Source organism: Pseudomonas canadensis, from assembly GCF_000503215.1.
Lineage (GTDB): Bacteria > Pseudomonadota > Gammaproteobacteria > Pseudomonadales > Pseudomonadaceae > Aquipseudomonas > Aquipseudomonas canadensis.
Genome location: NZ_KI628539.1, coordinates 958,414 through 983,831, shown reverse-complemented (window position 1 = coordinate 983,831; position 25,418 = coordinate 958,414). Strand labels below are relative to the sequence as shown.

General features: G+C 60.8%; 23 protein-coding genes. 12 read left to right on the top strand and 11 right to left on the bottom strand.

Translation table 11 applies throughout. The features are described 5' to 3' along the window. Window positions 1-19 precede the first annotated feature (19 nt). Window positions 20-709 (bottom strand): MlaA family lipoprotein, encoded by a 690-nt coding sequence (locus U367_RS0127530; RefSeq protein ID WP_028619435.1) that lies wholly within the window; start codon window positions 707-709, stop codon window positions 20-22. A gap of 195 nt (window positions 710-904) precedes the next feature. On the opposite strand from U367_RS0127530, the gene U367_RS0127525 reads away from it, so the two are divergent. Continuing rightward, window positions 905-1,513: a hypothetical protein gene (locus U367_RS0127525; protein ID WP_028619434.1), complete on the top strand. Its 609-nt coding sequence runs from the start codon at window positions 905-907 to the stop codon at window positions 1,511-1,513. 110 nt (window positions 1,514-1,623) lie between these two features. Further along, complete coding sequence (locus tag U367_RS0127520) at window positions 1,624-1,890, top strand: DUF4404 family protein (RefSeq protein ID WP_028619433.1); 267 nt, start codon at window positions 1,624-1,626, stop codon at window positions 1,888-1,890. Window positions 1,891-2,026: 136 nt separating this feature from the next. Here U367_RS0127520 and queF read toward each other — a convergent pair whose 3' ends face one another. Together queF and copI are read right to left on the bottom strand one after the other, a co-directional pair. Further along, on the bottom strand, window positions 2,027-2,857 hold the full coding sequence (gene queF, locus U367_RS0127515; RefSeq protein WP_028619432.1) for an NADPH-dependent 7-cyano-7-deazaguanine reductase QueF: 831 nt from the start codon (window positions 2,855-2,857) through the stop codon (window positions 2,027-2,029). A 69-nt stretch (window positions 2,858-2,926) separates the two neighbouring features. Continuing rightward, the gene (gene copI / locus U367_RS0127510) at window positions 2,927-3,439 is read right to left on the bottom strand and encodes a copper-resistant cuproprotein CopI (protein WP_028619431.1); all 513 of its coding nucleotides are present in this window, start codon (window positions 3,437-3,439) and stop codon (window positions 2,927-2,929) included. Between the two features lie 155 nt (window positions 3,440-3,594). Between copI and U367_RS0127505 the strand changes: the two genes are divergently transcribed. Together U367_RS0127505 and U367_RS0127500 are read left to right on the top strand one after the other, a co-directional pair. Then, window positions 3,595-4,275: a heavy metal response regulator transcription factor gene (locus U367_RS0127505; protein WP_028619430.1), complete on the top strand. Its 681-nt coding sequence runs from the start codon at window positions 3,595-3,597 to the stop codon at window positions 4,273-4,275. Next, a complete protein-coding gene (locus tag U367_RS0127500) occupies window positions 4,272-5,612 on the top strand; it encodes a heavy metal sensor histidine kinase (RefSeq protein WP_028619429.1) in 1,341 nt (446 codons plus the stop codon). Before U367_RS0127505 ends, U367_RS0127500 begins: the two co-directional genes overlap by 4 nt. 84 nt (window positions 5,613-5,696) lie before the next feature. Here the strand turns inward: U367_RS0127500 and U367_RS0127495 are convergent, their stop codons facing one another. From U367_RS0127495 to U367_RS0127485, 3 genes are all read right to left on the bottom strand, one after another. Beyond that, on the bottom strand, window positions 5,697-6,941 hold the full coding sequence (locus U367_RS0127495) for a lipoprotein-releasing ABC transporter permease subunit (protein ID WP_028619428.1): 1,245 nt from the start codon (window positions 6,939-6,941) through the stop codon (window positions 5,697-5,699). Window positions 6,942-7,002: 61 nt separating this feature from the next. Next, a complete protein-coding gene (gene lolD, locus U367_RS0127490; RefSeq protein ID WP_020372622.1) occupies window positions 7,003-7,686 on the bottom strand; it encodes a lipoprotein-releasing ABC transporter ATP-binding protein LolD in 684 nt (227 codons plus the stop codon). Window positions 7,687-7,693: 7 nt separating this feature from the next. Further along, window positions 7,694-8,944 (bottom strand): lipoprotein-releasing ABC transporter permease subunit, encoded by a 1,251-nt coding sequence (locus tag U367_RS0127485; protein ID WP_028619427.1) that lies wholly within the window; start codon window positions 8,942-8,944, stop codon window positions 7,694-7,696. A gap of 94 nt (window positions 8,945-9,038) precedes the next feature. On the opposite strand from U367_RS0127485, the gene U367_RS0127480 reads away from it, so the two are divergent. Next, entirely contained in the window at window positions 9,039-9,617 is a 579-nt protein-coding gene (locus tag U367_RS0127480) for a PilZ domain-containing protein (RefSeq protein WP_016975275.1), read from the top strand. Window positions 9,618-9,661: 44 nt separating this feature from the next. Then, complete coding sequence (locus tag U367_RS0127475) at window positions 9,662-10,384, top strand: glycerophosphodiester phosphodiesterase (RefSeq protein ID WP_016975274.1); 723 nt, start codon at window positions 9,662-9,664, stop codon at window positions 10,382-10,384. 42 nt (window positions 10,385-10,426) lie between these two features. Here U367_RS0127475 and sthA read toward each other — a convergent pair whose 3' ends face one another. Beyond that, on the bottom strand, window positions 10,427-11,821 hold the full coding sequence (gene sthA, locus U367_RS0127470) for a Si-specific NAD(P)(+) transhydrogenase (protein ID WP_010212052.1): 1,395 nt from the start codon (window positions 11,819-11,821) through the stop codon (window positions 10,427-10,429). A 234-nt stretch (window positions 11,822-12,055) separates the two neighbouring features. Between sthA and U367_RS0127465 the strand changes: the two genes are divergently transcribed. Beyond that, a complete protein-coding gene (locus U367_RS0127465) occupies window positions 12,056-12,589 on the top strand; it encodes a chalcone isomerase family protein (protein ID WP_028619426.1) in 534 nt (177 codons plus the stop codon). A gap of 172 nt (window positions 12,590-12,761) precedes the next feature. On the opposite strand, the gene U367_RS0127460 is transcribed toward U367_RS0127465, so the two are convergent. Beyond that, window positions 12,762-14,225 (bottom strand): glyceraldehyde-3-phosphate dehydrogenase, encoded by a 1,464-nt coding sequence (locus tag U367_RS0127460; RefSeq protein WP_028619425.1) that lies wholly within the window; start codon window positions 14,223-14,225, stop codon window positions 12,762-12,764. Window positions 14,226-14,565: 340 nt separating this feature from the next. Between U367_RS0127460 and mfd the strand changes: the two genes are divergently transcribed. Genes mfd through U367_RS0127445 form a run of 3 tightly spaced genes read left to right on the top strand, consistent with a single transcriptional unit; the run spans window position 14,566 to window position 21,293 of the window. Beyond that, window positions 14,566-18,015, top strand: a complete 3,450-nt coding sequence (gene mfd / locus U367_RS0127455) for a transcription-repair coupling factor (protein ID WP_028619424.1) — start codon at window positions 14,566-14,568, stop codon at window positions 18,013-18,015. 11 nt (window positions 18,016-18,026) lie between these two features. Continuing rightward, complete coding sequence (locus tag U367_RS0127450) at window positions 18,027-18,593, top strand: CsiV family protein (protein ID WP_028619423.1); 567 nt, start codon at window positions 18,027-18,029, stop codon at window positions 18,591-18,593. Window positions 18,594-18,602: 9 nt separating this feature from the next. After that, the gene (locus U367_RS0127445; protein WP_028619422.1) at window positions 18,603-21,293 is read left to right on the top strand and encodes a DEAD/DEAH box helicase; all 2,691 of its coding nucleotides are present in this window, start codon (window positions 18,603-18,605) and stop codon (window positions 21,291-21,293) included. Between the two features lie 111 nt (window positions 21,294-21,404). Here the strand turns inward: U367_RS0127445 and nagZ are convergent, their stop codons facing one another. Together nagZ and psrA are read right to left on the bottom strand one after the other, a co-directional pair. Next, a complete protein-coding gene (nagZ, locus tag U367_RS0127440; protein ID WP_028619421.1) occupies window positions 21,405-22,415 on the bottom strand; it encodes a beta-N-acetylhexosaminidase in 1,011 nt (336 codons plus the stop codon). Between the two features lie 136 nt (window positions 22,416-22,551). Next, window positions 22,552-23,259: a transcriptional regulator PsrA gene (gene psrA, locus U367_RS0127435; protein ID WP_016975266.1), complete on the bottom strand. Its 708-nt coding sequence runs from the start codon at window positions 23,257-23,259 to the stop codon at window positions 22,552-22,554. Between the two features lie 263 nt (window positions 23,260-23,522). On the opposite strand from psrA, the gene lexA reads away from it, so the two are divergent. Together lexA and sulA are read left to right on the top strand one after the other, a co-directional pair. Continuing rightward, window positions 23,523-24,131: a transcriptional repressor LexA gene (gene lexA, locus U367_RS0127430; protein WP_028619420.1), complete on the top strand. Its 609-nt coding sequence runs from the start codon at window positions 23,523-23,525 to the stop codon at window positions 24,129-24,131. 10 nt (window positions 24,132-24,141) lie between these two features. Then, window positions 24,142-24,615 (top strand): SOS-induced cell division inhibitor SulA, encoded by a 474-nt coding sequence (sulA, locus tag U367_RS0127425; RefSeq protein WP_028619419.1) that lies wholly within the window; start codon window positions 24,142-24,144, stop codon window positions 24,613-24,615. 411 nt (window positions 24,616-25,026) lie between these two features. Here the strand turns inward: sulA and U367_RS0127415 are convergent, their stop codons facing one another. After that, window positions 25,027-25,260 (bottom strand): hypothetical protein, encoded by a 234-nt coding sequence (locus U367_RS0127415; protein ID WP_016975264.1) that lies wholly within the window; start codon window positions 25,258-25,260, stop codon window positions 25,027-25,029. Between the last annotated feature and the right edge of the window lie 158 nt (window positions 25,261-25,418).

The following is a 25,418-nucleotide window of genomic DNA, read 5'->3' as shown; positions in this document are numbered from 1 at the left end:
CATTTCAAAACGTCACAGCTTAAAAGTCGTCGACGACCTTGCCGTCCTTGACCTTGAACTCGCGGTTCTGCAGGTAAGCGTTACGAATGAAGGTGTACTTATCGCCAGTGATCAGCTTCTCGCTGTCGAGCAGGCTGGCACGGGTGTCAACGATATTCAGGCCGAAGGTGCTGTTGCGCCAGCCGATGTCGTTCATGTAGCGGTACGGTTGGGTGTAGCTGTCCACGTACTTGGACGGCGCATCACGCAAAGTGCTCGGGCCCAGCAAAGGCAGCATTACGTACGGACCGCTGCCTACGCCCCAGTAGCCGAGGGTCTGGCCAAAGTCTTCATCGCTGCGCTGCAGCCCCATTTTGGTGCCGACATCGATAAAGCCCAGCACGCCGAACGTGGTGTTGACCAGCAAACGGGCCGTGTCTACACCAGCCTTTTCGGGCTTGAGCTGCAGCACATTGTTGGCCAGGTTGCCCACATCACCGATGTTACGGAAGAAGTTGTGAACGCCATCCTGAACGAATTGCGGGGTCACGAACTGATAACCCTGGGCCAGTGGCTTGAGGGCATAGGTATCAACGGTGTCGTTGAAGGTGAAGATCGGGCGGTTGACGCTTTCCCATGGATCGTCTTCCGATGCAGCCTGTGCGACGAAAGGCGCCAGCAGGACAGTGGCACACACCGACAGCTGAGCGAAGTAGTGGCTCCAGCGCATAGCTTTTGCTCCTTGAATGGTCTGTCATGGGCGCTATGCCCTGAATAAGGCCGTCAGTATATGACGGAAGTCGCCAATTAGGCAGTAACTAGCAAACGTCCGACCAAAAATGGACAAAATTCCTACAATTAGCAATCCTGTCATCGACTTGTCATCCTGACCCGATAGCGTTGGCGCTATTTCAGGGATGTCGACATGCCTCACGCCGAGATAGCCATCGCCAGCGCTCCTGCGTTGACTGCCGTTCTGTTTGGCCTGAGTGGTTGCCTGGTGGACTTCGGTTCCCGTGCCCGCACCGACTCACCCTCACCGGACTCCCAAGCCACACCGGGCGCGCTGAAAATCCTGCGCAGCCTCCAAGACCAAGGCGTCCCTTGCGCCTGGCTGGATGAACTCCCCCCCGCCGTCACCACCCCGCTGGCCGCCACCCTGCCTGCGTGGGTCAAGGCGACATCACCCTCCTCCATTCGCTGGCCCGCGCCCCACGCCTGCTGGCAAGCCTTGATGGAACTCAACATCGAACGCCTGGAAGGCTGCGTCTTGGTCAGCGGGGAACCGCGCCTGCTGCAGTCCGGGCTCAATGCCGGTTTGTGGACCATCGGGCTGGCCTCCTGCGGCTCGCTGTGCGGCATGGCGCCCGAACAATGGCAGGCGCTGAGCGAACAGGAGCGCGAGCTCAAGCGCGGCAAGGCCACCCTCGCGCTGTACGGGCTGGGCGTGCACTCGGTGATCGATCACCTGGGCGAACTCGGAACCTGCCTGGCCGACATCAGCCTGCGCCAGCTCAAAGGCGAGAAGCCCTGACACGGATCATGCACAGTCGACGCCAGTGGATTAATCTACAGGTCAGCCCGTAGACCTTTCTCGGCGTGCCGCGGTCTATGCCAGTGCCTATCGATAAAAGGAAACACGTCATGCCTGATCGCAAAAAACTGGAAGAACAGGTCGAAATCCTGCGCGGGCAGTTGGAACAGGAACCGCCGCTGTCGGAAGAAAAACGTAAAGCGCTGGAAGCCTTGATTGCCAAGTTTGAATTACAACTCGAACTTGAGCCGGCCACTCAAACACCCAGTATTTCCGACGATGTCAATCAAGCGGCCATCGAGTTCGATGCTGAGCACCCGGTTATTTCCGGGACATTGCGCAATATCATGAACACGCTGGGCAGCATGGGGATCTAATACAGTCCCCCGGCCAGCACAGAAGCAAAATGTGGGAGCTGGCTTGCCTGCGATAGCGATCATTAAGTCATCCATCAAGTGACTGATACACCGCCATCGCAGGCAAGCCAGCTCCCACATTTGATTTGCGTCATAGCTACTGGCGAGCCAGCCGCACATTCTGGAACGCCACATCCTCAGTGCTGCGATACGGGTTGATATCCAACCCACCCCGCCGCACATACCGCGCATACACCGTCAACGTCTCCGGCTTCAGCAAGCGCTGCAAGTCCAGGAAGATGCGTTCCACGCACTGTTCATGGAAGTCCGAGTGCTGGCGAAAGCTCACGATGTACTCCAGCAGGCTGGCGTGGTCCAACGCGTGACCACGGTATTGCACCACCACACTGCCCCAGTCCGGCTGGCTGGTCACCGGGCAGTTGGATTTGAGCAGGTGGCTGTGCACGCTCTCCTCGACAACGCGCGAGTTATCGCAACGCAGCAGCTCCGGGCGCGGGTGCTCGTAGTTGCTGACGCTGATATCCAAATCATCGATGCAAACGCCCGGCAGCGCCATCACGCCTTCGGCCTCGATCTCGGCCAGGCTGCGGATACGCACGCTCACAGGCGCACCGGCGGCAGCGCTGAGGTCGGCGCGCAAAGTGGCTTCCAGGCTGGCCGCATCGGCATAAGCGGTCTGGTTCAGCGAATTGAGGTACAGCTTGAACGACTTGGACTCGATGATGTTCGGCGAGTCGGCCGGGATGCTGAATTCGCCGATGGCCACCACCGGCTTGCCGGACGGCAGCAGCCAGGACAATTCGAAGCAGTTCCAGAAATCCACGCCCTTGTAAGGCAGGGTCTCGGCGCTCAGGCCCAGCTCGGCCCATTTGGCGGCACGTGGGATCGGGAACAGCAACGACGGTGTGTAGGTGGAGATGTATTCACTGGACTTGCCCAGCGGCGAATGTTCGGCTGCGGGATGCATGGCGGAAACCTGGCTAAATAAACCGCGCCAGTCTACCAGCCTTTGCCCCCGTGCCTAAACGCCAGCGGATCAATCGACGTTGAGCTTGCCGACCATGCCCGCCTGGTAATGCCCCGGAAGGTTGCAGGCAAACTCCAGGCCCGTGGCCTTAGTGAACGTCCAGGTCAGCTCGGCGGTTTTGCCCGGCTCAACCAATACGCTATTGGGATCATCGTGTTTCATCGCACCGTGGCCCATGGCAGCGTGGTCCATCTTGCCCATACCGGTGGCAGTGAGCATGCCGCTGGCCTGCATCTGCAGCATTTCCTTCTGGTGTTCGGCATGCATCGCCGCGTCGCCCAAGTTGAACTCATGGAGCAATTGGCCCTTGTTCACCAGCACAAAGCGCACCGTCTCACCGGCCTTAACGTCCAGGGACTTGGGCGAAAAGGAAATATCCTGCAACGTCACTTCCACGGTACGCGTGGCTTTGCTCGCCGGCGCCGCCTCGCCAAAGGCATAGGTGTGGGCAGCATCGGCCATCGCATCAAAACTCAACGCCAACAGGCAACCCGCCAACAACAGGGGTGTACGCAACGCCATCGGTCTTCTCCAGAAATATAGGAACAGCTTGGGCAGCACTCTAAGATTGCGCCGCTGCCAGCTAGCTGACTGCTAGATTACAACTTTGTCAGGTTGCTCCCCCGCCCTGGCACTCAAGGTATAAAGCCGTCGTCCACCGTTGCCAAGAGCCGCCCATGAAACTGCTGATCGTCGAAGACCAACCCAAAACCGGCCACTACCTGCGCCAGGGCCTGGCCGAGGCGGGCTTTACCACCGAACTGGTGGCCGACGGCACCAGCGGCCAGCACCTCGCTTTGACCGGCGACTACGACCTGTTGATCCTCGACGTGATGCTGCCGGGCCGCGACGGTTGGCAGATCCTCCAGGCCGTGCGCAGTGCCGGCATGGACATTCCGGTGCTGTTCCTCACCGCCCGCGACGCCGTGGAAGACCGCGTGCATGGCCTGGAGCTGGGCGCCGACGATTATCTGGTCAAGCCCTTCGCGTTTTCCGAATTATTAGCCCGCGTGCGCACCCTACTGCGCCGTGGCAGCAGCACACCGCAGGAAACCGCGTTGCAACTGGCCGATCTGCGCCTGGACCTGATCCGTCGCCGTGTCGAGCGGGACGGCCAGCGCATCGACCTGACCGCCAAGGAGTTTTCCCTGCTGGAACTGCTGCTGCGCCGCCAAGGCGAAGTGCTGCCCAAATCGCTGATCGCCTCCCAGGTGTGGGACATGAACTTCGACAGCGACACCAACATCATCGAAGTGGCGATCCGCCGCCTGCGTCTGAAAGTCGACGACAACTTCCCCAACAAGCTGATCCACACCGTACGCGGCATGGGTTATGTGCTGGAGGAGCGCGTCAATTGATCAAACGCCTGTCCCTGGCCAGCCGCCTGGCGCTGCTGTTTGCCGCCTGCACCGCGGTGGTGTCGCTGATCGCCGGTGTGCTGTTCAATCGCGCGAGCGAGGCGCACTTCATTGAGCTGGACCAGCAACAACTCGACAGCAAGCTGGTGGCGCTGCGCAGCACCTTACAGGGCGTCGACTCGCCGGAGGCCTTCGCCCGGCGTGAAGCGCAATTGCGCACCGAACTCAGCCGCCAGCCCGACCTTACCCTGCGCATCACCGCCGCCGGCCAACGCTGGCTGGACGATGCGCCAAGCGTGACCTTGCCCGACGCGCCCGGCCTGCACAGCCTGCAAAACGCCGACACCGACTACCGGGTCTACAACGCGCCGTTGAGGGCAGGCCAACCCGACTCACCGCAACTGAGCTTGATGCTCGACATTACTCACCATCAGCACTTTTTGCAGCGCATGCAGCACCTGATCTGGCTCACCGTGGGCCTGTCAGCCCTGGCGACCGCCCTGCTCGGCGCCTGGGCCGCCCGCAGCGGGTTGCGGCCACTGCGGCGCATGGGCGAAGTGGCCGCGAGCGTGTCGGCCCACTCCTTGACCCAACGTTTGCCTCAACAGGAAATGCCCACGGAACTGGCCGACCTGGCCCAGGCCTTCAACGCCATGCTCGGACGACTGGACGACGCCTTCCAGCGCCTTTCGGCGTTTTCCGCCGACATCGCCCACGAACTACGCACGCCCCTGTCAAACCTGCTGACCCAGACCCAGGTCATCCTTACCCAGCCGCGGCCGTTGGAGGATTACCGCGAGGCATTGCACAGCAACCTGGAAGAGCTGCAATGGATGGCACAACTGGTCAATGACATGTTGTACCTGGCCAAGGCGGATCACGGCCTGCTGATGCCCAAGCGCGAAACCTTGGTGCTGGCGGATGAAGTGGACGCGCTACTGGAGTTTTTTGCACTGCTGGCGGAAGACGGGCAGGTCAGCCTGGTTCGCGAGGGCGCGGCCATTACGGTGGGTGATCGCGGGATGTTGCGCCGGGCCTTGTCAAACTTGCTGGATAACGCGTTGCGGTTTACTCCGCCGGGTGGCGAAGTGCGTGTGCGGATAGAGGATGGGGTGAGGCTTTCAGTGGAAAACACCGGCGATGGTATTGCAGCGGAGTTGCTGCCGAGGTTGTTTGACCGGTTCTACCGGGCGGACCCGGCGCGCCATGAAGGCAGCAGTGAGCATGCGGGGCTTGGACTGGCGATTACCCAGTCGATTGTGCGGGCGCATGGGGGGAGGATTTATGGTGAATCTGAGGCGGGGTGGACAAGATTTGTCATTGAGTTGCCCGCATAGGCGCCATCGCCGGCAAGCCGGCTCCTACAGGTAACACGCAATCCAATGTAGGAGCCGGCTTGCCGGCGATAGCGGTCTAAAGGCTTACGAATATCTCAGGGCATGCGCCGGCTCAATCTTCGCCGCCCGATACGCCGGATACAGCGTCGCCAGAAAGCTCAACACAAACCCGGCCGTGCAGATCAGCAGCACATCCCCACCCTGCAGCTCCGAAGGCAGGTTGCTGACGAAGTACACGTCCGAACTGAAGATATGCTGCCCGGTGACCCGCTCGACCCAGCCCACCAGCTCACTCACGTTCAGCGCGGCAATCACGCCCAATACGCCGCCGATCAAGGTGCCGACGATACCGATCACTGTGCCCTGCACCATGAAGATCGCCATGATCTGCCGGGGCGTCGCGCCGATGGTGCGCAAAATAGCGATGTCCGCGCCCTTGTCGTTCACCACCATGATCAAGGTCGCGATGATGTTGAACGCGGCCACGGCGACGATCATCAGCAACAACAGGCCGATCATGGTCTTTTCCATCTTCATCGCGCTGAACAGGCTGCCCTGGGTGTGGGTCCAGTCGTCAGGCTTGTAGGCAGTGCCCAGGCTGGCGGCGACGTCCGACGAGACCTTGGGGGCCGCGTACAGGTCTTTCACCGCCAGGCGCACGCTTTGCACCTGGTTCGGCTGCCAATGCTGGATCTCTGCGGCGTCGGCCATGTGGATCATCGCCATGGAGCCATCCAGCTCGGCGCCGACCTTGAAGATGCCCACCACGTTCAAGCGTTGCATGCGCGGGGTGATACCGCCCGGTGCAGTGCTGATTTCCGGCACGATCAGGGTCACTTTATCGCCCACATTCAGACGAAAGCGGCGCGCGGTGATGTCGCCGATGACCACGCCAAACTCGCCAGGCTTCAAGTCTTCCAGACTGCCGCGCACGATGTGCTGGGCCACGATCGACACCTTGCCTTCCTGCGCCGGGTCGATGCCGCTGATCTCAATCGGCTGCATCGCGCCTTTGTAGGAGAACATGCCGTCCATCTGCGTGAAAGGTACGGCGGCAGTCACTTCCGGATTCTTCATCGCGGCAGCAGCCACCGGCTGCCAATCGTCAATCGGGTTCACGCCGACGATAGTGGCGTGAGGCACCATGCCAAGGATGCGCGAGCTCATTTCGCGCTGGAAGCCGTTCATCACCGACAACACCACGATCATCGCCAACACGCCCAAGGCGAGGCCGATCATCGAGGTCATCGAGATAAACGAGACAAAACGGTTGCGGCGCTTGGCGCGGGTATAGCGCGTGCCGATGAAAATCGATAACGGTCTGAACATTCGCGGGCACCGTTGAAAAAATGAAAAAGCCCAGCGCTTGAAACACCGGGCTTGAAACGGGTCAGATGGCGACCAGATGACCTTCCTGCAGGTGCAGCACACGGTCCATCTGGCGGGCCATGCTCATGTCATGGGTCACGACGAGGAACGCAGTGCGCATCTGGGTGCTCAGTTCCAGCATCAAGTCCTTGATGCCCTGGGCGGTGTGGGAGTCGAGGTTGCCGGTCGGCTCATCGAGCATCACCAGCCCTGGGTTGTTCACCAAAGCGCGGGCGATGGCCACACGCTGGCGCTCGCCGCCGGACAATTCAGCTGGTTTATGCTCCAGGCGATGGCCGAGGCCGACGCGCTCCAGCAGTGCTTTAGCGCGCTGGCGGGCTTCCGGGATCGCGGTCTTGCCGATCAGCAGCGGCATGCACACGTTTTCCAGGGCGGTGAACTCCGGCAACAGGTGGTGGAACTGGTATACAAAACCCAGCGAACGGTTACGCAGTTGACCGCGAGCCTTTTCACCGAGGGCCGACAGCTCTTCACCGGCCAGCCACACGCTGCCCTGGGACGGCGTATCAAGGCCGCCCAGCAGGTTCAGCAAGGTACTTTTGCCGGAACCGGAGCTGCCGACGATCGCCACGCGCTCGCCTGGGTGCAGCTCAAGTTGCAGGTTGGACAGCACCACCACCGACTCCGGGCCTTCCTCGTAGGATTTGCCCAGGTCGCGGCAGCTCAGGATTGCTTTTTCACTCATGCCCGATTCACTCATAACGTAAGGCCTGTGCTGGCTGGGTACGTGCCGCGCGCCAGGCTGGATACAGGGTGGCAAGGAAACTCAGGACCAACGCAGCGCCGCCTACCATCAACACGTCCTGGGCCTGAACCTGGGACGGCAAGTAGTCGATGAAGTAGACGTCAGCGTTGAGAAACTTGTGGCCGATCAGGGTTTCGAGGCCGGCGATGGCGGCACTGACGTTCAGCGCGGCAAGAATGCCCACCGCCGTACCGATCAAGGTGCCGACCACACCGATCACGGTGCCTTGCACCATGAAGATCGCCATGATCTGCCCCGGCGTGGCGCCGAGAGTGCGCAGGATGGCGATATCGCCCTTCTTGTCGTTCACCACCATCACTAGCGTGGAGATGATGTTGAAGGCAGCCACGGCGACGATCAGCAGCAACAGCAGGCCGATCATGGCTTTTTCCATGCGGATGGCTTGGTACAGGTTGCCGTGGGTACGGGTCCAGTCGCGGGCATAGTACTGGCTTTCACCCAGGTGCTGGGCGATTTCCCAGGCGCCGCGCGGCGCATCGAACAGGTCGGCGAACTTGAGGCGCAGGCCCTGCACCTGGTCCGGCTGCCAGCGATGCAGGCGCGCCAGGTCGGTGAGGTTGGTCAGGCCGAGGTAGCCGTCGATTTCGCCGGCGCCGACATGGAAAGTGCCGACCACGGTAAAGCGCTTCATGCGCGGGAACATGCCCGCCGGGGTCACGGTGACTTCCGGCGCGACGAAGGTCAGCTTGTCGCCGATGCCCACGCCGAGCTTGGCAGCGGCCTTGTCGCCGATGACGATGCCAAAGCTGCCGGGCGTCAGGTCGTCAAGTTTGCCCTGTAGCATGAACTTTTCGATGATCGAGACGTTACGTTCCTGGGCCGGGTCGATGGCATTGAGCAGGATCTTCTGCACCTTGCCGTCATTGGTCAGCAACCCCTGCATCTGAGTGAATGGCGCGACGGCCAGCACCTTGGGATTCTGCTTGACCTTGTCGGCCAGGCTTTGCCAGTCACTGATGGGCGCATCGCCCTCGATGGTCGCGTGGGGCACCATGCCCAGCACGCGGGTGCGCATCTCATGATCGAAGCCGTTCATCACCGACAACACCACGATCATCACGACCACGCCCAAGGCGAGCCCGATCATCGAGGTCAGGGAAATGAACGACACAAAATGATTGCGACGCTTTGCACGGGTATAACGCGTGCCAATAAATACGAAGAGAGGTCTGAACATGTCGGGGCTTGTTCGGAGGAAAAGAAGACGTCCCGGTGGCGGGGTCTGGTAAGCAGCTTTACACTCTGACCATTACCGCTAGCTGGGGTTCGCCATGTCGACATTAGATGAAGAAGAACGCCGCGAATACTACCGTATCGACGACATGATCGCACTTCAAATCAAAAGCCTGTCTGCCCCCGAGGCAGCGAGCAAGGAAGTGTTGCTGGATGATTCTCCGCTGTTCAATTTACTCAGTGAATTGCACCTGAGTGAATTCGAAGCCCAGCACCTGCTGCGCCAGCTCAGCGAGAAGGATCGCACCCTCGCCGCCTTCCTGCGCGTGCAGAACAAACGCCTGGACCTGCTCAGCCAGATCATGGCGCGCGGCCTTCTGGATGAGGTCGGCGCACCGCAACCGGTGATCATTTCCGAAGGTGGCATCGACTTCCAACACCCCACGCCCCTGCCGGCCGGCGCCCACCTGGCGGTCAAGCTGGTGCTGATGCCCCAGGCGCTCGGCCTACTGCTGCGCGCGCGGGTCACCCATTGCGACCCCAAAGGCGCAGGCTTTGATGTCGGCACGGAATTCGAAGCCATGACCGACGCCCAACGCCAACTGCTGGCGCGCTACATCCTGCAGAAACAGGCCCAGGAACGGCGCCTGGCACGGGAACAAAACGACGACATCTGAATTCGTATTCACTACGCCAGCTATCCTGGCGCGAAGGAGCAACTGTGACCTTGATCTACGGCCACCGCGGTGCCAAAGGCGAAGCACCGGAAAACACCCTGACCAGCTTCCAGGAGTGCCTCAAGCACGGTGTACGCCGTTGCGAACTGGATTTGCACTTGTCCATGGACGGCGAGCTCATGGTCATCCACGACCCGACCCTCAAGCGCACCGCCGACCGGCGCGGCAAAGTCGTCGAGTATTCCGCGGCCGACCTGGTGAAGATGGACGCACGCAAAGGCGGTCCGGGCTGGGTCAAGCCGTGCCCGATTCCGCGTCTGGAAGAACTGTTCGAAAAGTGCGACTTCGATCACTGGCAACTGGAAGTCAAAAGCGCCTCGCGCACCCGCGCCGCCACCACCGTGCTGGCGATTCGTGAAATGGCCGTGCGTTTCGGGCTGATGGACAAGGTCACCGTGACCTCAAGTTCGCGGGAAGTACTGAAGGCCGCCGTTGAACTCACTCCCGACCTGTCACGCGGACTGGTGGCGGAATACGCCTGGCTCGATCCGCTGAAGGTCGCGCAAAACTACGGGTGTGAGATTCTGGCGTTGAACTGGACGCTGTGCACCCCTGAGCGACTGGAAAAAGCCCAGCGCCAGGGCTTGCACGTGTCCGTGTGGACCGTCAACGAACCTGCGCTGATGCGCAGGCTCGCCGACTTCGGCGTAGATAGCCTGATTACAGACTTTCCCGGTTTGGCCACTGCCACCCTCGGGAATTACTGAAATCGGTCTCCCCGGCCGGCTCAGGCCACCGGCCGGAGCCGCTCAAAAAAGCCGGTTGAGGCCGTCGTAGGCCGCTACCCGATAGGCTTCTGCCATGGTCGGGTAGTTGAACGTGGTGTTGACGAAATACTTCAGGGTATTGAGTTCACCCGGTTGGTTCATGATCGCCTGGCCGATGTGCACGATCTCCGAGGCCTGATAGCCGAAGCAATGCACGCCGAGGACTTCCAGGGTTTCACGGTGGAACAGGATCTTCAGCATGCCTTGCGGCTCACCGGCGATCTGCGCACGCGCCATGCTCTTGAAGAATGCCTTGCCCACTTCGTAAGGCACCTTGGCCTTGGTCAGTTCGTGTTCGTTCTTGCCGATCGAGCTGATCTCGGGAATCGTGTAGATCCCGGTCGGCACGTCGTTCACGTAGCGCCAGCTGCCATTGTCGACGATGCTGCCAGCGGCCGAACGGCCCTGGTCATGAGCGGCACTGGCCAGGCTCGGCCAGCCGATCACGTCACCGGCACCGTAGATGTTGGTCACGCAGGTGCGGTAGTTCTCGTCCACCTCGATCTGGCCACGGCTGTTGACCTTGACCCCGATGTTTTCCATGCCCAGCTTGTCGGTGTTGCCGGTACGGCCGTTGCACCACAGCAACGCATCGGCCTTGATCTTCTTGCCGGACTTGAGGTGCAGGATCACCCCATTGTCCAGGCCTTCGACCCGCTCGTACTCTTCGTTGTGGCGCACGGTGATGTTGTTGTTGCTGAAGTGGTAGCTCAACGCCTGGGAGATTTCCGAGTCGAGGAAGCTCAGCAACTGGTCGCGGTTGTCCACCAGCTCGACCAGTACACCCAGGCCACTGAAGATCGAGGCGTATTCACAGCCGATCACACCAGCGCCGTAGATGATCAGTTTGCGCGGGGTGTGGCCCAGGCTCAGGATGGTGTCGCTATCGTAGATACGCGGGTGGTGGAAATCGATGTCCGCGGGGCGATACGGGCGTGAACCGGTGGCGATGATGATGTGCTTGGCCACCAGCTTCTCGACCACGCCATTGGGGCAGACCACTTCGATGGTTTGCTCGTCGGCGAAGCTGCCGGTACCGAAGAACAGGTCGACGCGGTTGCGGGCGTAGTAGCCGGTACGCGAGGCGACTTGCTTGGAGATGACTTTCTCGGCGCTCTTGAGCACGTCCGGGAACGAGAACCAGCGCGGCTCACCAATGGCCCGGAACATCGGGTTGGTGTTGAACTGCATGATCTGGCGCACCGAGTGACGCAAGGCCTTGGACGGGATGGTGCCCAGGTGGGTGCAGTTACCGCCGACCTGGCGACGGCTATCGACCATCGCCACCTTGCGCCCTGCTTTCGCGGCGTTCATCGCCGCACCTTCTCCAGCCGGGCCGGAACCCAGTACCACCACGTCGTAGTTGTAGACAGCCATGCGTACTCCTCAGAACAGGCCAGGCGTACGGTTGGACGCCGGGCTAAATCATGCCGCGGCCAGCGGTCATGAAGGACAATTCGGCTCAAGTGTGTGAACCGGGGCACAGTCTATATAAGGCTCAACGCCGCGAACATTAACCCTTGGTCGCGTCGTAGGCCAGTCTTGCCTTTACTACACCATCAGGAAATTGCAATTACACTGCCAGCAAGCCCCTTTGCAGGACTGGTCATTATGCGACATGTCGCTTTCTGTTTATTGCTGATGCTGTCGATCACGGTGCACGCCAATGAGGCGGATCGTCTGAAACAAGCCGATTTCCCGGCGCAGTCACAGCAACTGACCCTGAAAAACCAGGCGGTGCTCACCTACCTCTGGGCAGATGTCTACGCGGCTGCGCTGTATGCCCCGTCCGACCTGAGCGCCAAGCAGGCTTGGGCGCAACAAAAAGCGCTGCGCCTGACGCTGTACTACTTCCGTGACATCGACCGCAATGATGTGATCAAAGCCGCCACTGCCACGCTGCAGCGCCAGCAGGCCAGCGCCCAGTTGAAGCCCGAGATAGACAAACTGCACGCCAGTTTTCGCGATATCCGCAGCGGCGATCGGTATGCCCTGGATTTTCATCCGGGACGTGGTTTGAATTTGGAGATCAATGGGCAGGTGGTGTTCAGCAGTCGCGACGATGAGCTTGCCAGGGCCTACCTGAGCCTCTGGCTGGCGCCCAATGGGCTGTCCGAACGCTTGCGTACCCAGTTGCTCAATTGAAGATTTGCGCTGGCTGAACGACCGCCTTCGCGAGCAAGCCCGCTCCCACATTTAACCGCGCGCGCCCTGAAGACACCCGGTCGAATGTGGGAGCGGGCTTGCTCGCGAAGAGGCCCTCACAACCATAAAAAAGCCCCGAACCAGTCGGGGCTTTTTCATTTACAGCTAATGCTTAGCGCGGAAACGCAGGCGGGTTGACCCCGGCCATGTCTTCCATCACGCGAACCACCTGGCAGCTGTAGCCGAACTCGTTGTCGTACCAGACGTACAGGACAACGCGGTTGTCCTGGGTAATGGTCGCTTCGGCGTCCACCACACCAGCGTGGCGCGAGCCAACGAAGTCGGTGGAAACCACTTCCTGGGAATTGACGAAGTCGATTTGCTTGTGCAGATCGGAGTGCAGCGCCATGTAGCGCAGGTACTCGTTCATCTCTTCACGGGTGGCGGCTTTCTCAAGGTTCAGGTTGAGGATGGCCATCGACACGTTTGGTGTCGGAACACGGATCGCGTTACCGGTCAGCTTGCCGGCCAGCTCAGGCAGGGCCTTGGCAGCAGCGGTGGCAGCACCGGTCTCGGTGATCACCATGTTCAACGCAGCGCTACGGCCACGGCGATCGCCCTTGTGGAAGTTGTCGATCAGGTTCTGGTCGTTGGTGTACGAGTGAACGGTTTCGACGTGGCCGTTGACGATGCCGAACTTGTCGTTCACAGCCTTCAGCACCGGCACGATGGCGTTGGTGGTGCAGGAAGCGGCGGACACGATCTTGTCGTCAGCGGTGATTTCGCCGTGGTTGATGCCGTGAACGATGTTCTTCAACTTGCCTTTGCCAGGCGCGGTCAGGACAACGCGGTCAACACCCGGGCAGGCCAGGTGTTGGCCCAGGCCCTCGGCGTCACGCCATACGCCGGTGTTGTCCACCAGCAGGGCGTCCTTGATGCCGTACTGGGTGTAATCCACCTCGGACGGGTTCTTCGCGTAGATCACCTGGATCAGGTTACCGTTGGCGGTGATGGTGTTGTTTTCTTCGTCGATGACGATGGTGCCATTGAACGGACCGTGTACCGAATCGCGGCGCAGCAGGCTGGCGCGCTTGGTGAGGTCGTTCTCGGCGCCTTTGCGCACGACGATGGCACGCAGGCGCAGGCCGTCGCCGCCACCGGTTTTTTCGATCAGGATGCGTGCCAGCAGGCGGCCGATACGACCGAAGCCGTACAGCACCACGTCGGTGCCTTTGCGGGCAGCGGCGTTTTGCTGGCCAACCACATCGGCCATTTCTTCACGCACGAACTGCTCGGCGGTACGGCCGGCGCCTTCCTTGCGGAATTTGTAGGCCAGCTTGCCCAGGTCTACCGAAGCCGCGCCGAGCTTGAGCTCGCTCATGGCTTTAAGCAGTGGGAATGTTTCGTGGACGGAGAGTTCGCTGTCGTCGGCGGAACGGTGACGCGCAAAGCGGTGGGCTTTGAGAATCGCGATGACAGACTGGTTGATCAGGCTGCGGCCATAGATCGAGCTCACCACATTGTTATTGCGGTACAGCTGACCGATAAGCGGAATCATCGCTTCAGCGAGTGCTTCACGGTCGATCCATTCACCAAGACACTGGTCGGGCTTCTGAGTCACGGGAACCTTCCACATGTAGGGGCAGAAAAAAGGGGCTACATTATGCCGCCCGACCGTCCCCGGAGCAATGCGCCCCGGACAACAAAAACCACTTGCGGAAAATTGACACCCCGCTACAGCCCAGTAAATACGCGGGTTCCAGAAGGCCATCAATGGCGCACGCGGAACGACTTGTCCGTAACCCTCCGAAAAACGCGTACATTTTGGCACTACATAATGAGTCAAAACCCGCCATTGTTTGTCTTAGCCACTACATTTCCTACAAACCGTAATAGGCTCAGTCAGCAACTGACAGACGGCGCCCCGCACCGTTACAATTACCGACTTTGTCGCAACGCTTGGAGCTCAACCTTCCGTGCCCGTCCTGCGTCTACCGCTACTCCCTGCTGCGGCAGGCAAACAGCACTGGGGCAACCTGCCCGGTGCCGCCCTGAGCCTGGCCATCGCCGAGGCTGCCAGCGCAGCCAAGCGCTTTACCCTGCTGCTCACCGCCGACAGCCAAAGCGCCGAACGGTTGGAGCAGGAGCTGAGCTTCTTCGCCCCCGATTTGCCGGTGCTGCATTTCCCCGACTGGGAAACCCTGCCCTACGACCTGTTCTCGCCGCACCAGGACATTATCTCCCAGCGCATCGCCAGCCTGTACCGCTTGCCGGAACTGGCCCACGGCGTGCTGGTGGTGCCGATCACCACGGCCTTGCATCGCCTGGCGCCGACCAAGTTCCTGTTGGGCAGCAGCCTGGTGCTGGATATCGGCCAGAAGCTCGATGTGGAGCAGATGCGCACGCGCCTGGAAGCCAGTGGCTACCGCTGCGTCGACACGGTGTACGAACACGGTGAGTTCGCGGTGCGCGGTGCGCTGATCGACCTGTTCCCAATGGGCAGCAAATTGCCCTACCGCATCGACCTGTTCGATGACGAAATCGAGACCCTGCGTACCTTCGATCCGGAAAACCAACGCTCCATCGACAAAGTCGACTCGGTCAAGCTGCTGCCTGCGCGGGAATTCCCGCTGCAAAAAGACGCGGTGACCCGCTTCAAGGCGCGCTTCCGTGAACGCTTCGACGTGGACTTCCGCCGCTGCCCGATCTTTCAGGATCTGAGCAGCGGGATTACACCGGCCGGTATCGAGTACTACCTGCCGCTGTTCTTCGACGAAACCTCCACCCTCTTCGATTACCTGCCCCAGGACACCCAGGTGTTCTCACTGCCAGGCATCGAACAGGCGGCGGAAAATTTCTGGAACGACGTGCGCAACCGCTATGAAGAGCGTCGCGTCGACCCGTCCCGTCCTTTATTGCCGCCCGCCGAACTGTTCCTGCCGGTGGAAGACTGCTTCGCGCGCCTGAAAAGCTGGCCGCGCGTGGTCGCCAGCCAGCAGGATGTCGACACCGGTATCGGCCGCGAACGCTTCCCGGCGGGGACACTGCCAGACTTGGCAATCCAGGCCAAAGCCACGCAACCGCTGGAAGCGCTGTCCAACTTCCTCGGCGACTTTCCCGGCCGCGTGCTGTTTACCGCCGAATCCGCTGGCCGCCGCGAAGTACTGCTGGAACTGCTCGAACGCCTGAAACTGCGCCCGAAAACCGTCGACAGCTGGCCAGACTTTGTCAAAAGCAAAGAGCGCCTGGCGATCACCATCGCACCGCTCGACGAAGGCCTGTTGCTGGATGATCCGGCCCTGGCGCTGATCGCCGAAAGCCCGTTGTTCGGTCAGCGCGTGATGCAGCGTCGTCGTCGCGAAAAACGCGCAGACGCCAACAACGATGCCGTGATCAAAAACCTCACCGAACTGCGTGAAGGCGCGCCGGTGGTGCACATCGACCACGGCGTCGGCCGCTACCTGGGCTTGCAGACCCTGGAGATCGACAACCAGGCCGCCGAATTCCTCACCATGGAATACGCCGAGGGCGCCAAGCTCTATGTGCCAGTGGCCAGCCTGCACCTGATCGCGCGCTACACCGGCAGCGACGACGCCCTGGCGCCGTTGCACCGCCTGGGTTCCGAGACCTGGCAGAAAGCCAAGCGCAAAGCCGCCGAGCAGGTGCGCGACGTCGCTGCCGAACTGCTCGACATCTATGCACGTCGCGCCGCACGCGAAGGCTACGCGTTCGCCGACCCGAAAGCCGACTACGCCACCTTCAGCGCCGGCTTCGCCTTCGAAGAAACCCCGGACCAGCAAACCACCATTGAAGCGGTGCGTGCCGACATGCTCGCGCCCAAGCCGATGGACCGCCTGGTCTGCGGCGATGTGGGCTTCGGCAAGACCGAAGTGGCCATGCGCGCCGCCTTTATTGCGGTGCACGGCGGCAAGCAAGTCGCGATCCTGGTGCCGACCACCCTGCTCGCCCAGCAGCACTACAACAGCTTCCGCGACCGCTTTGCCGATTGGCCGGTGACTGTAGAAGTGATGAGCCGCTTCAAGTCCGCCAAGGAAGTGAATGCCGCCATCGCCGATTTGGCCGAAGGCAAGATCGACATTGTGATCGGCACCCACAAGCTGCTGTCGGACGATGTGAAGATCAAGAACCTGGGCTTGGTGATCATCGACGAAGAACACCGCTTTGGTGTGCGTCAGAAGGAACAGCTCAAGGCCCTGCGCAGTGAAGTCGATATCCTCACCCTCACCGCCACACCGATTCCGCGCACGCTGAACATGGCGGTGTCGGGCATGCGTGACCTGTCGATCATCGCCACGCCGCCGGCACGTCGTTTGTCGGTGCGCACGTTTGTGATGGAGCAGAACAAAAGCACGGTCAAGGAAGCACTGCTGCGCGAATTGCTGCGCGGCGGGCAGGTGTACTACCTGCACAACGACGTGAAGACCATCGAGAAATGCGCCGCCGACCTCGCCGAGCTGGTGCCGGAGGCACGTATCGCCATCGGCCACGGGCAAATGCGCGAGCGCGAACTCGAACAGGTCATGAGCGACTTCTACCACAAGCGCTTCAACGTGCTGATCGCCTCGACCATCATCGAGACCGGTATCGACGTGCCGAGCGCCAACACCATCATCATCGAGCGCGCCGACAAGTTCGGCCTGGCTCAGTTGCACCAACTGCGCGGTCGCGTCGGGCGCAGTCACCACCAGGCGTACGCGTATCTGCTGACGCCGCCGCGCCAGCAGATCACCTCCGACGCAGAAAAGCGCCTGGAAGCCATCGCCAACACCCAGGACCTGGGCGCCGGTTTTGTATTGGCCACCAACGACCTAGAAATCCGTGGCGCCGGCGAACTGCTGGGCGACGGCCAGAGCGGGCAGATCCAGGCGGTGGGTTTCACGCTCTATATGGAGATGCTTGAGCGCGCGGTGAAAGCCATCCGCAAAGGCGAGCAGCCGAATCTGGATCAACCGTTGGGCGGCGGGCCGGAAATCAACCTGCGCTTGCCCGCGTTGATTCCTGAAGACTACCTGCCGGATGTGCATGCGCGGCTGATCCTGTACAAGCGCATCGCCTCAGCTACCGACGAAGAAGGCCTCAAGGACCTGCAGGTGGAGATGATCGACCGCTTCGGCCTGTTGCCGGAACCCACCAAGAACCTGGTGCGCCTGACCCTGCTGAAATTGCAGGCCGAGCAGCTCGGCATCAAGAAGGTCGACGCCGGGCCGCAAGGCGGGCGCATCGAATTCGAAGCGCAGACGCCGGTGGACCCGCTGGTATTGATCAAGCTGATCCAGGGCCAGCCCAACCGCTACAAGTTCGAAGGGGCTACGCTGTTCAAGTTCATGGTGCCGATGGAACGTGCCGAAGAACGCTTTAATACCTTGGAGGCGTTGTTTGAGCGCCTCATCCCGAAATCTGCTTGAAGGACGCCCCAATGCGCCTGTTCCGCATGTTGAGCCTGTTGTTGGTGGTCGTGGCACCTGCGGCGTTCGCCGACAGCCCGTACCAGGTGGAAATGATCCTGGTGCGCCAGAACGCCGAACCGGTGATCAACAGCCGCGCCGCCCCGGAAAACTGGGATGCCGGGGCAGTGCGCCTGGGCGACAGACTGAGCCCGCCGCGCCTGTCCAACATTGTCGACAAGCTGCGTGCCGACTCCACCTACACGGTGCTGCTGCATAAGGCGTGGGAACAGAACCTGGGCGAGCAGCCGGTCAAGGTCGCGATCACCGACGGCCAGGAACAATTCGGCCAGTTTCCGATCGAGGGCGTGTTGAGCCTGCAACTGGGCCGTTTTACCGACATTGATGCGAACTTCTGGATCAACCAGTTCGACGCCAACGGCAGCGTGATCGCCAGCGAGCAACTGAGCCAGACCGACGTGCGCACCAAGAACAACCAGCTCAACTACCTGGACGGTGGCCACCTCGCGCTGCTGATCAAAATCACATCGCTGACCGCCAAGCCCCCCAGCGCGCCACCGCCCGACATTCAGGACTGATCCAGCGCCATGTCCCTCACGTCGTCGCTGACCAAACCCCTGGCCCCTTCCTGGGCCAATCGCTTTAAAGAGCAGAGCCTTGAGCGCGGGCGACGTTATGCGCTGGAAAACCGGGTGCGCATCGTCGAATGCGGCGACAGCACTATCGTCGCCAGTTGCGAAGGCTCCGGCGGCAACGTGTATCGGCAGACCATCTCGTTGCGTGAATCGGCCAAGGGCACCTTGATCCTGGTGGACAGCCGCTGTACCTGCCCGGTGCACACCAACTGCAAACACATCGCCGCGGTATTGCTCAAGGTCCAGGAAACCCTGGCCTACCCCGCCGCCGCACAGGATGCCGAGCTGCTGGAAAAACTCCAGGCCGTGCTGGAAAACCGGGCGGTGCTGCCGCAAGTGGTGATGGAAGACGTGGTGCCGGTGCCGCGCCTGTGGATGGCCAGTGTCGAATTCAGCGCCTTTGAACCGCGCAACGGCAAGATGCAGCGCTACATCCAGCACCGGGCGGCGCTGTCGTTCAACTACTTGGGCAACTACGTCAGCGGGCAGAAAAACGCCGATATCATTGTGCGCCAGGACACCCAGAGCCTGCGCATCAAGCGGCATCCGGAGCTTGAGCAACCGTATCGCGAACAACTGCGCCTGCTGGGCTTCAAGATCGCCACGCGCCAGAGCAAGGCACTGCCGGAAAGCGCCGGCGAGCTGTTTGAGATGGTCAATGACAGTGCCTGGCTGACCTTCACCCTCAATGCCACGCCAACACTGCGAGCCGAGGGTTGGGAGCTGCTGATCGATGATGATTTCGGCTTCGACCTCAGCGCCGTCGATGACTGGTACGCCACGGTTGACGAAGGTCCGGAGCGTGATTGGTTCGATCTGGAGTTGGGGATCATCGTCAACGGCGAGCGACTGAGCCTGTTGCCGATCCTGCTGAACCTGATGCGTTCCCACACCGAGATCCTCAACCCGGAGAAGCTGGCGCGGCGCCGTGATGATGAGCTGATTCTGGTGAACATCCCAGGCCTGCCAAATGGTCACGGCCCGATACAAGTGGCGCTGCCCTACGGCCGATTGAAACCGGTGCTGGCGACCCTCGGTGAGTTTTACCTACAGGAAGCCGGCACCACCACGTTACGCTTGGCCAAGGCCGATGCAATCCGGCTTAACCCGCTGGAAGACCTGCCGCTGCAGTGGGAAGGTGGCGAGAAGATCCGCAACTTTGCCCAGCGCCTGCGGGATATCAAGGACTTCACGTGTGTAGCGCCTGAAGGGCTGAACGCGACCTTGCGCCCTTACCAGTTGGAAGGCTTGAGCTGGATGCAGTCGCTGCGTCAGCTGGATGTCGGCGGCATACTTGCAGATGACATGGGCCTAGGCAAAACCCTACAGACCCTGGCGCATATTCTGACTGAGAAAATCGCCGGTCGCCTGGATCGGCCGTGCATGGTGGTGATGCCCACCAGCCTGATTCCCAACTGGCTGGATGAGGCGGCGCACTTTACACCGCAACTCAAGGTGCTGGCGCTGTATGGCGCAGGGCGTAAGAAACATTTCGCCAACCTGCCGGACTATGACCTGCTGCTGACCACCTATGCGCTGCTGCCCAAGGACATCGAACAACTCGCCGCCCTGCCCTTGCATGTACTGATCCTCGACGAAGCCCAATACATCAAGAACCCGTCCAGCAAGGCGGCCCAGGCGGCACGCGAGCTGAACGCACGCCAACGCCTGTGCCTGAGTGGCACGCCGCTGGAAAACCACCTGGGCGAGTTGTGGTCGTTGTTTCACTTCCTGCTGCCTGGCTGGCTCGGTGATGTAAAAAGCTTCAACCGCGATTACCGCGTGCCCATCGAAAAGCGTGCCAGTGATGTGCGGTTGCAACACCTCAACGGTCGGATAAAACCTTTCCTGCTGCGCCGCACCAAGGAACAGGTGGCGACGGAGTTGCCACCCAAGACCGAGATTATCCACTGGGTCGACCTCAATGAAGCCCAGCGCGACGTGTACGAAACCATGCGCCTGGCCATGGACAAGAAAGTCCGCGACGAGATCACCCGCAAAGGCGTAGCGCGCAGCCAGATCATCATCCTTGAGGCGCTGCTGAAGTTACGCCAAGTGTGTTGCGATTTGCGGCTGGTCAACGACGCGACCCTGCCCGCCCGTGGCAGCAGCTCAGGCAAACTCGATAGCTTGATGGAAATGCTTGAGGAGCTGTTTGAGGAGGGTCGGCGGATCCTGCTGTTTTCCCAGTTCACCTCGATGTTGAGCCTGATCGAAATCGAGCTGAAAAAACGCGGCGTGGCCTACGCACTGCTCACCGGCCAGACCCGGGATCGGCGCACGCCGGTGAAGGACTTCCAGAGCGGCAAGCTGCAGATTTTTCTGATCAGCTTGAAGGCCGGCGGTGTTGGCCTGAACCTGACCGAGGCCGATACGGTGATCCACTATGATCCTTGGTGGAACCCGGCCACGGAGAACCAGGCCACCGACCGTGCCTATCGCATCGGGCAAGAGAAGCCGGTGTTCGTCTACAAGATGATTGCCCGGGGCACGGTGGAAGAGAAAATCCAGCACCTGCAGAAGGAAAAATCCGACTTGGCAGCGGGCGTGCTGGATGGGCGTACCACCGGAGACTGGCAGTTGGGCAATGAGGATATTGAGGCGTTGTTTGCGCCGTTGCCCAACAAACAGGAAAAGCGCTGAATGTTAGATTGCCTTCGCGAGCAAGCCCGCTCCCACACTTGACTGCATTCCAAAGCTGGAACTCGGTCGAATGTGGGAGCGGGCTCGCTCGCGAAGGCCGCGCCGCGGTGTTCAGCCAATCAGTTGAGCATCCCGCAACGCCGTCAGCGCCGCCAGCCAACGCGGATCCTGCTTGTATTCCGTCGAAGCAATTGCCTGCCCACGCATCCGCGCAATGCGTGGCGATGGCGTGACCTTCATCCGCTGAGCGGCAGTCAACGCCAACTCAGCCGCCGCACGATCGTTGCACACCAGCCCCATGTCGCAACCCGCCGTCAGCGCCGCTTCAATCCGGCTGGCCGCATCACCGACCACATGGGCACCCGCCATCGACAGATCATCGCTGAAAATCACCCCATCGAACTGCAACTCACCGCGCAGGATGTCCTGCAGCCAGCGGCGCGAGAACCCAGCTGGCTGGGCGTCGACGTGCGGGTAGATCACGTGCGCGGGCATCACGGCCGCGAGTTGCTTGCTCAGGCGTGCGAAAGGCACCAGGTCATTGGCGCGAATCTGTTCCAGGCTGCGTTCATCATTGGGAATGGCGACGTGGGAATCGGCCTCAGCCCAACCGTGACCGGGAAAGTGCTTGCCAGTGGCGGCCATGCCGGCGCTGTTCATGCCGCGGATGAATGCACCAGCCAGCACCGCGGCGCGCTCGGGGTCGCCTTCGAAGGATCGGGTGCCGACCACCGCGCTGCGCTGGTAGTCCAGGTCCAGCACCGGGGCGAAGCTCAGGTCCAGGCCAACGGCCAACACTTCAGTCGCCATGATCCAGCCACACTGCTCGGCCAGGTATTCGGCGTTGGGGTTATCCGCCAAGGCACGCATGGCCGGCAAGCGCACGAAACCCTGGCGCAGGCGCTGTACGCGGCCGCCCTCCTGGTCGACGGCCAGCAGCAGGTCCGGGCGCACAGCGCGAATCGCTGCACTCAATTCCCGCACTTGGCGCGGATGCTCAATGTTGCGCGCGAAAATGATCAGGCCGCCCACTTCAGGCTGGCGCAGCAGATGGCGGTCCTCGGCCGTCAGCCAGGTGCCAGCCACGTCGACCATCAAAGAACCTTGCAGGGCAGCAGTCATAAACCTTCCTTAAATAACGCACACAACCCGTTGCCCTCACCAGGCACAGTGAGCACAACGGGTTGCGAGTAAATAGCTGAATTCGGCATGGGTCGCTAGCTTAGCGGATGCAAGCGGTCGCGCCCACCCGGTGCGGTCAAACCTTGGCGGGTATTGGCGCGGACTTGCTGCGTGGGCGCAATTGAGCAGCGGCCATGGCGGCGTCGGTCACACCGGTTTCGGCACGCATGCCGGCAGCCAGGAACGGCACCATCAGGCGCATGACCTGTTCGATTGAGGTATTCACACCGAAATCGGTCTCGGCGATGGCCCGCAACGCCTTGATCCCGGACATGCTGAACGCGGCAGCACCGAGCATGAAGTGCACGCGCCAGAACAGCTCGATCGGCGGAATACGCGGGGCAGCCTCGTTAACCAGCAACATATAGCGACGAAAAACCTTGCCGTACATGTCTTCCAGGTAACGGCGCAGGTGACCCTGGCTCTGGCTGAACGCCAAGCCTAACAAGCGCATGAAAATCGACAAATCGTTGCCGCTGCGGGGCTGAACGACCAGGGCTTGCTCGACGAGGATTTCCAACAACTCTTCCAGGGTCGGCTTATGGTCAGCCTTGGCTTGGCGACGCTCCAGCTCACGGTCAAGACTGGCGCAGAACGGCCCCAGGAAGCGCGAGAACACGGCTTGGATCAGGGCTTTTTTCGAGCCGAAATGGTAGTTCACAGCAGCGAGGTTGACGCCAGCCTTGCTGGTGATCAGCCGCAATGAGGTTTCAGCAAATCCTTTTTCCGCGAACAATTGCTCGGCAGCATCGAGAATGCGTTCAACGGTTTCCGACTGGGCCATGGCTACTCCGCCTGACAAACACTTGTTTGAAACATACGTTTCAGGGTGTGTCTTGTCAAGCCTGCGGGTTCGCTTTCCGGCCGGGCAGTCATACATTTCATCGCTATTTAATCACATCCATACCGGTCTGTAGGCAGCGCTGTCTCTGGCTTGTGGGAAGCCTGCCCGATGACCGTCCAGCGGAGGGGCAGAAAAGGATGATTGCCAAGCGCAGTTCACTGTATATAATCCCAGTCACTGTATAAAAAGACAGAGCGATCAACATGCTAAAACTGACGCCACGCCAAGCTGAGATTCTGGCTTTTATCAAGCGCTGCCTCGATGACAACGGCTACCCGCCGACACGAGCGGAAATTGCGCTGGAACTGGGGTTCAAGTCCCCCAACGCCGCTGAAGAACACCTCAAGGCCCTCGCTCGCAAAGGCGCGATCGAGATGACCCCCGGTGCCTCGCGCGGTATTCGCATCCCTGGCTTCGAAGCCAAGGTCGACGAATCGACCCTGCCGATCATCGGCCGCGTCGCCGCCGGTGCGCCGATCCTGGCGCAGCAGCACGTCGAGGAATCCTGCAACATCAACCCGACCTTCTTCCATCCTCGCGCCGACTACCTGTTGCGCGTCCATGGCATGAGCATGAAGGACGTGGGCATCTTCGATGGCGACCTGCTGGCCGTCCACACCACCCGCGAAGCCCGTAATGGCCAAATCGTTGTCGCCCGTATCGGCGATGAAGTCACCGTCAAACGCTTCAAGCGCGAAGGCAGCAAGGTCTGGCTCCTGGCCGAGAACCCTGAGTTCGCCCCGATTGAAGTGAACCTGAAAGATCAGGACCTGGTGATCGAAGGCTTGAGCGTCGGCGTCATTCGCCGCTAGAGGAGGCATCATGCAACTCGTCCACACCCCACAACACACTCAACTGTCGCTGTTCGAGGCCTTCATGGCCCAACCCCTTGCGCCTATCCTCAAGGAAACGGTCGAGGCGCCCTGGGGCGCCGAACCTGAGGCGTTCAGTGAATTGTCGTTGCGCGGTGCAGCGGGGAGTTGCCTGAGCCTTCTGGCGCCGATCCTGCGTGATCTGAGCGAGGAACAGGATGCCCGCTGGCTGACGCTGATCGCCCCACCCGCCAGCCTGACCCAGGCCTGGCTGCGGGATGCCGGCCTCAACCGCGAGCGCATTCTGTTGCTGCAGCCACGCGGCGCGCAAAGTGCCCAACAGTTGACCTGCGAAGCACTTCGCCTGGGCCGCAGCCATACAGTGGTGAGCTGGTTGAATCCACTGAGTGTCAGCGCCAAGCAGCAACTGATCAGCGCCGCTCGTACGGGTGATGCGCAGAGTTTGAATATTCGATTGGGCTGAGTGCCTGATCGGCCGAAGTCCTATGACATACGGGCTTCTGTGACATGCGGGCTTCTGTGGTCGGGCTTCTGTGGTCGGGCTTCTGTGGTCGGGCTTCTGTGGTCGGGCTTCTGTGGTGAGCGGGCTTGCCCCGCGCTGGGCTGCGAAGCGGCCCCAAAACCAAGCACCGTGGAATACCTGATGTACCGCGTCAATCTATTTAGGGCTGCTGCGCAGCCCAGCGCGGGGCAAGCCCGCTCACCACAACAAGCCCACTCACCTCAACAAGCCCACTCACCACAATAATCTCACTGACCACAACAAGCCCACTCACCACAATAATCTCACTCACCACAACAAGCCCACTCGCCACAAGCAAGCTAGCTCACTCCAGAAGCCTGCCTAACACCACAGAACCCCTAACCACAGGGCTTAGTGAAGAACCCGCGGCCCTTCGTCTTTCTCCGGCTCGCCTTCAGCCAGGCGACCGGCCATCTGCACGCCCACGCTCAACATGGCTTTAGCCACTTCCACGTGCTGGCCTTGCAGGAACTGCTTGGCGTCTTCGGAAAAATCCAAGATAACCAGAGAACCCTCGTCCTCAGCCCGGCGCAGCTCGATTCGGCCGTCAGGCAACTCAACAATTTCCAGAAAGGACGTTGGCATAAAAGTCTGTTCTCCACGAAAGGCCGGGATTATATCAGTCATCCACCCAGCCCCGCAGAGGATCTGAACAGGTTTGTTGACAGCTTGATGAATGGTCGCCGGCTTCGATGGCTACAACGCGTTGCGCCTCACACTCCGAGATACCTGCATCGCCGGCA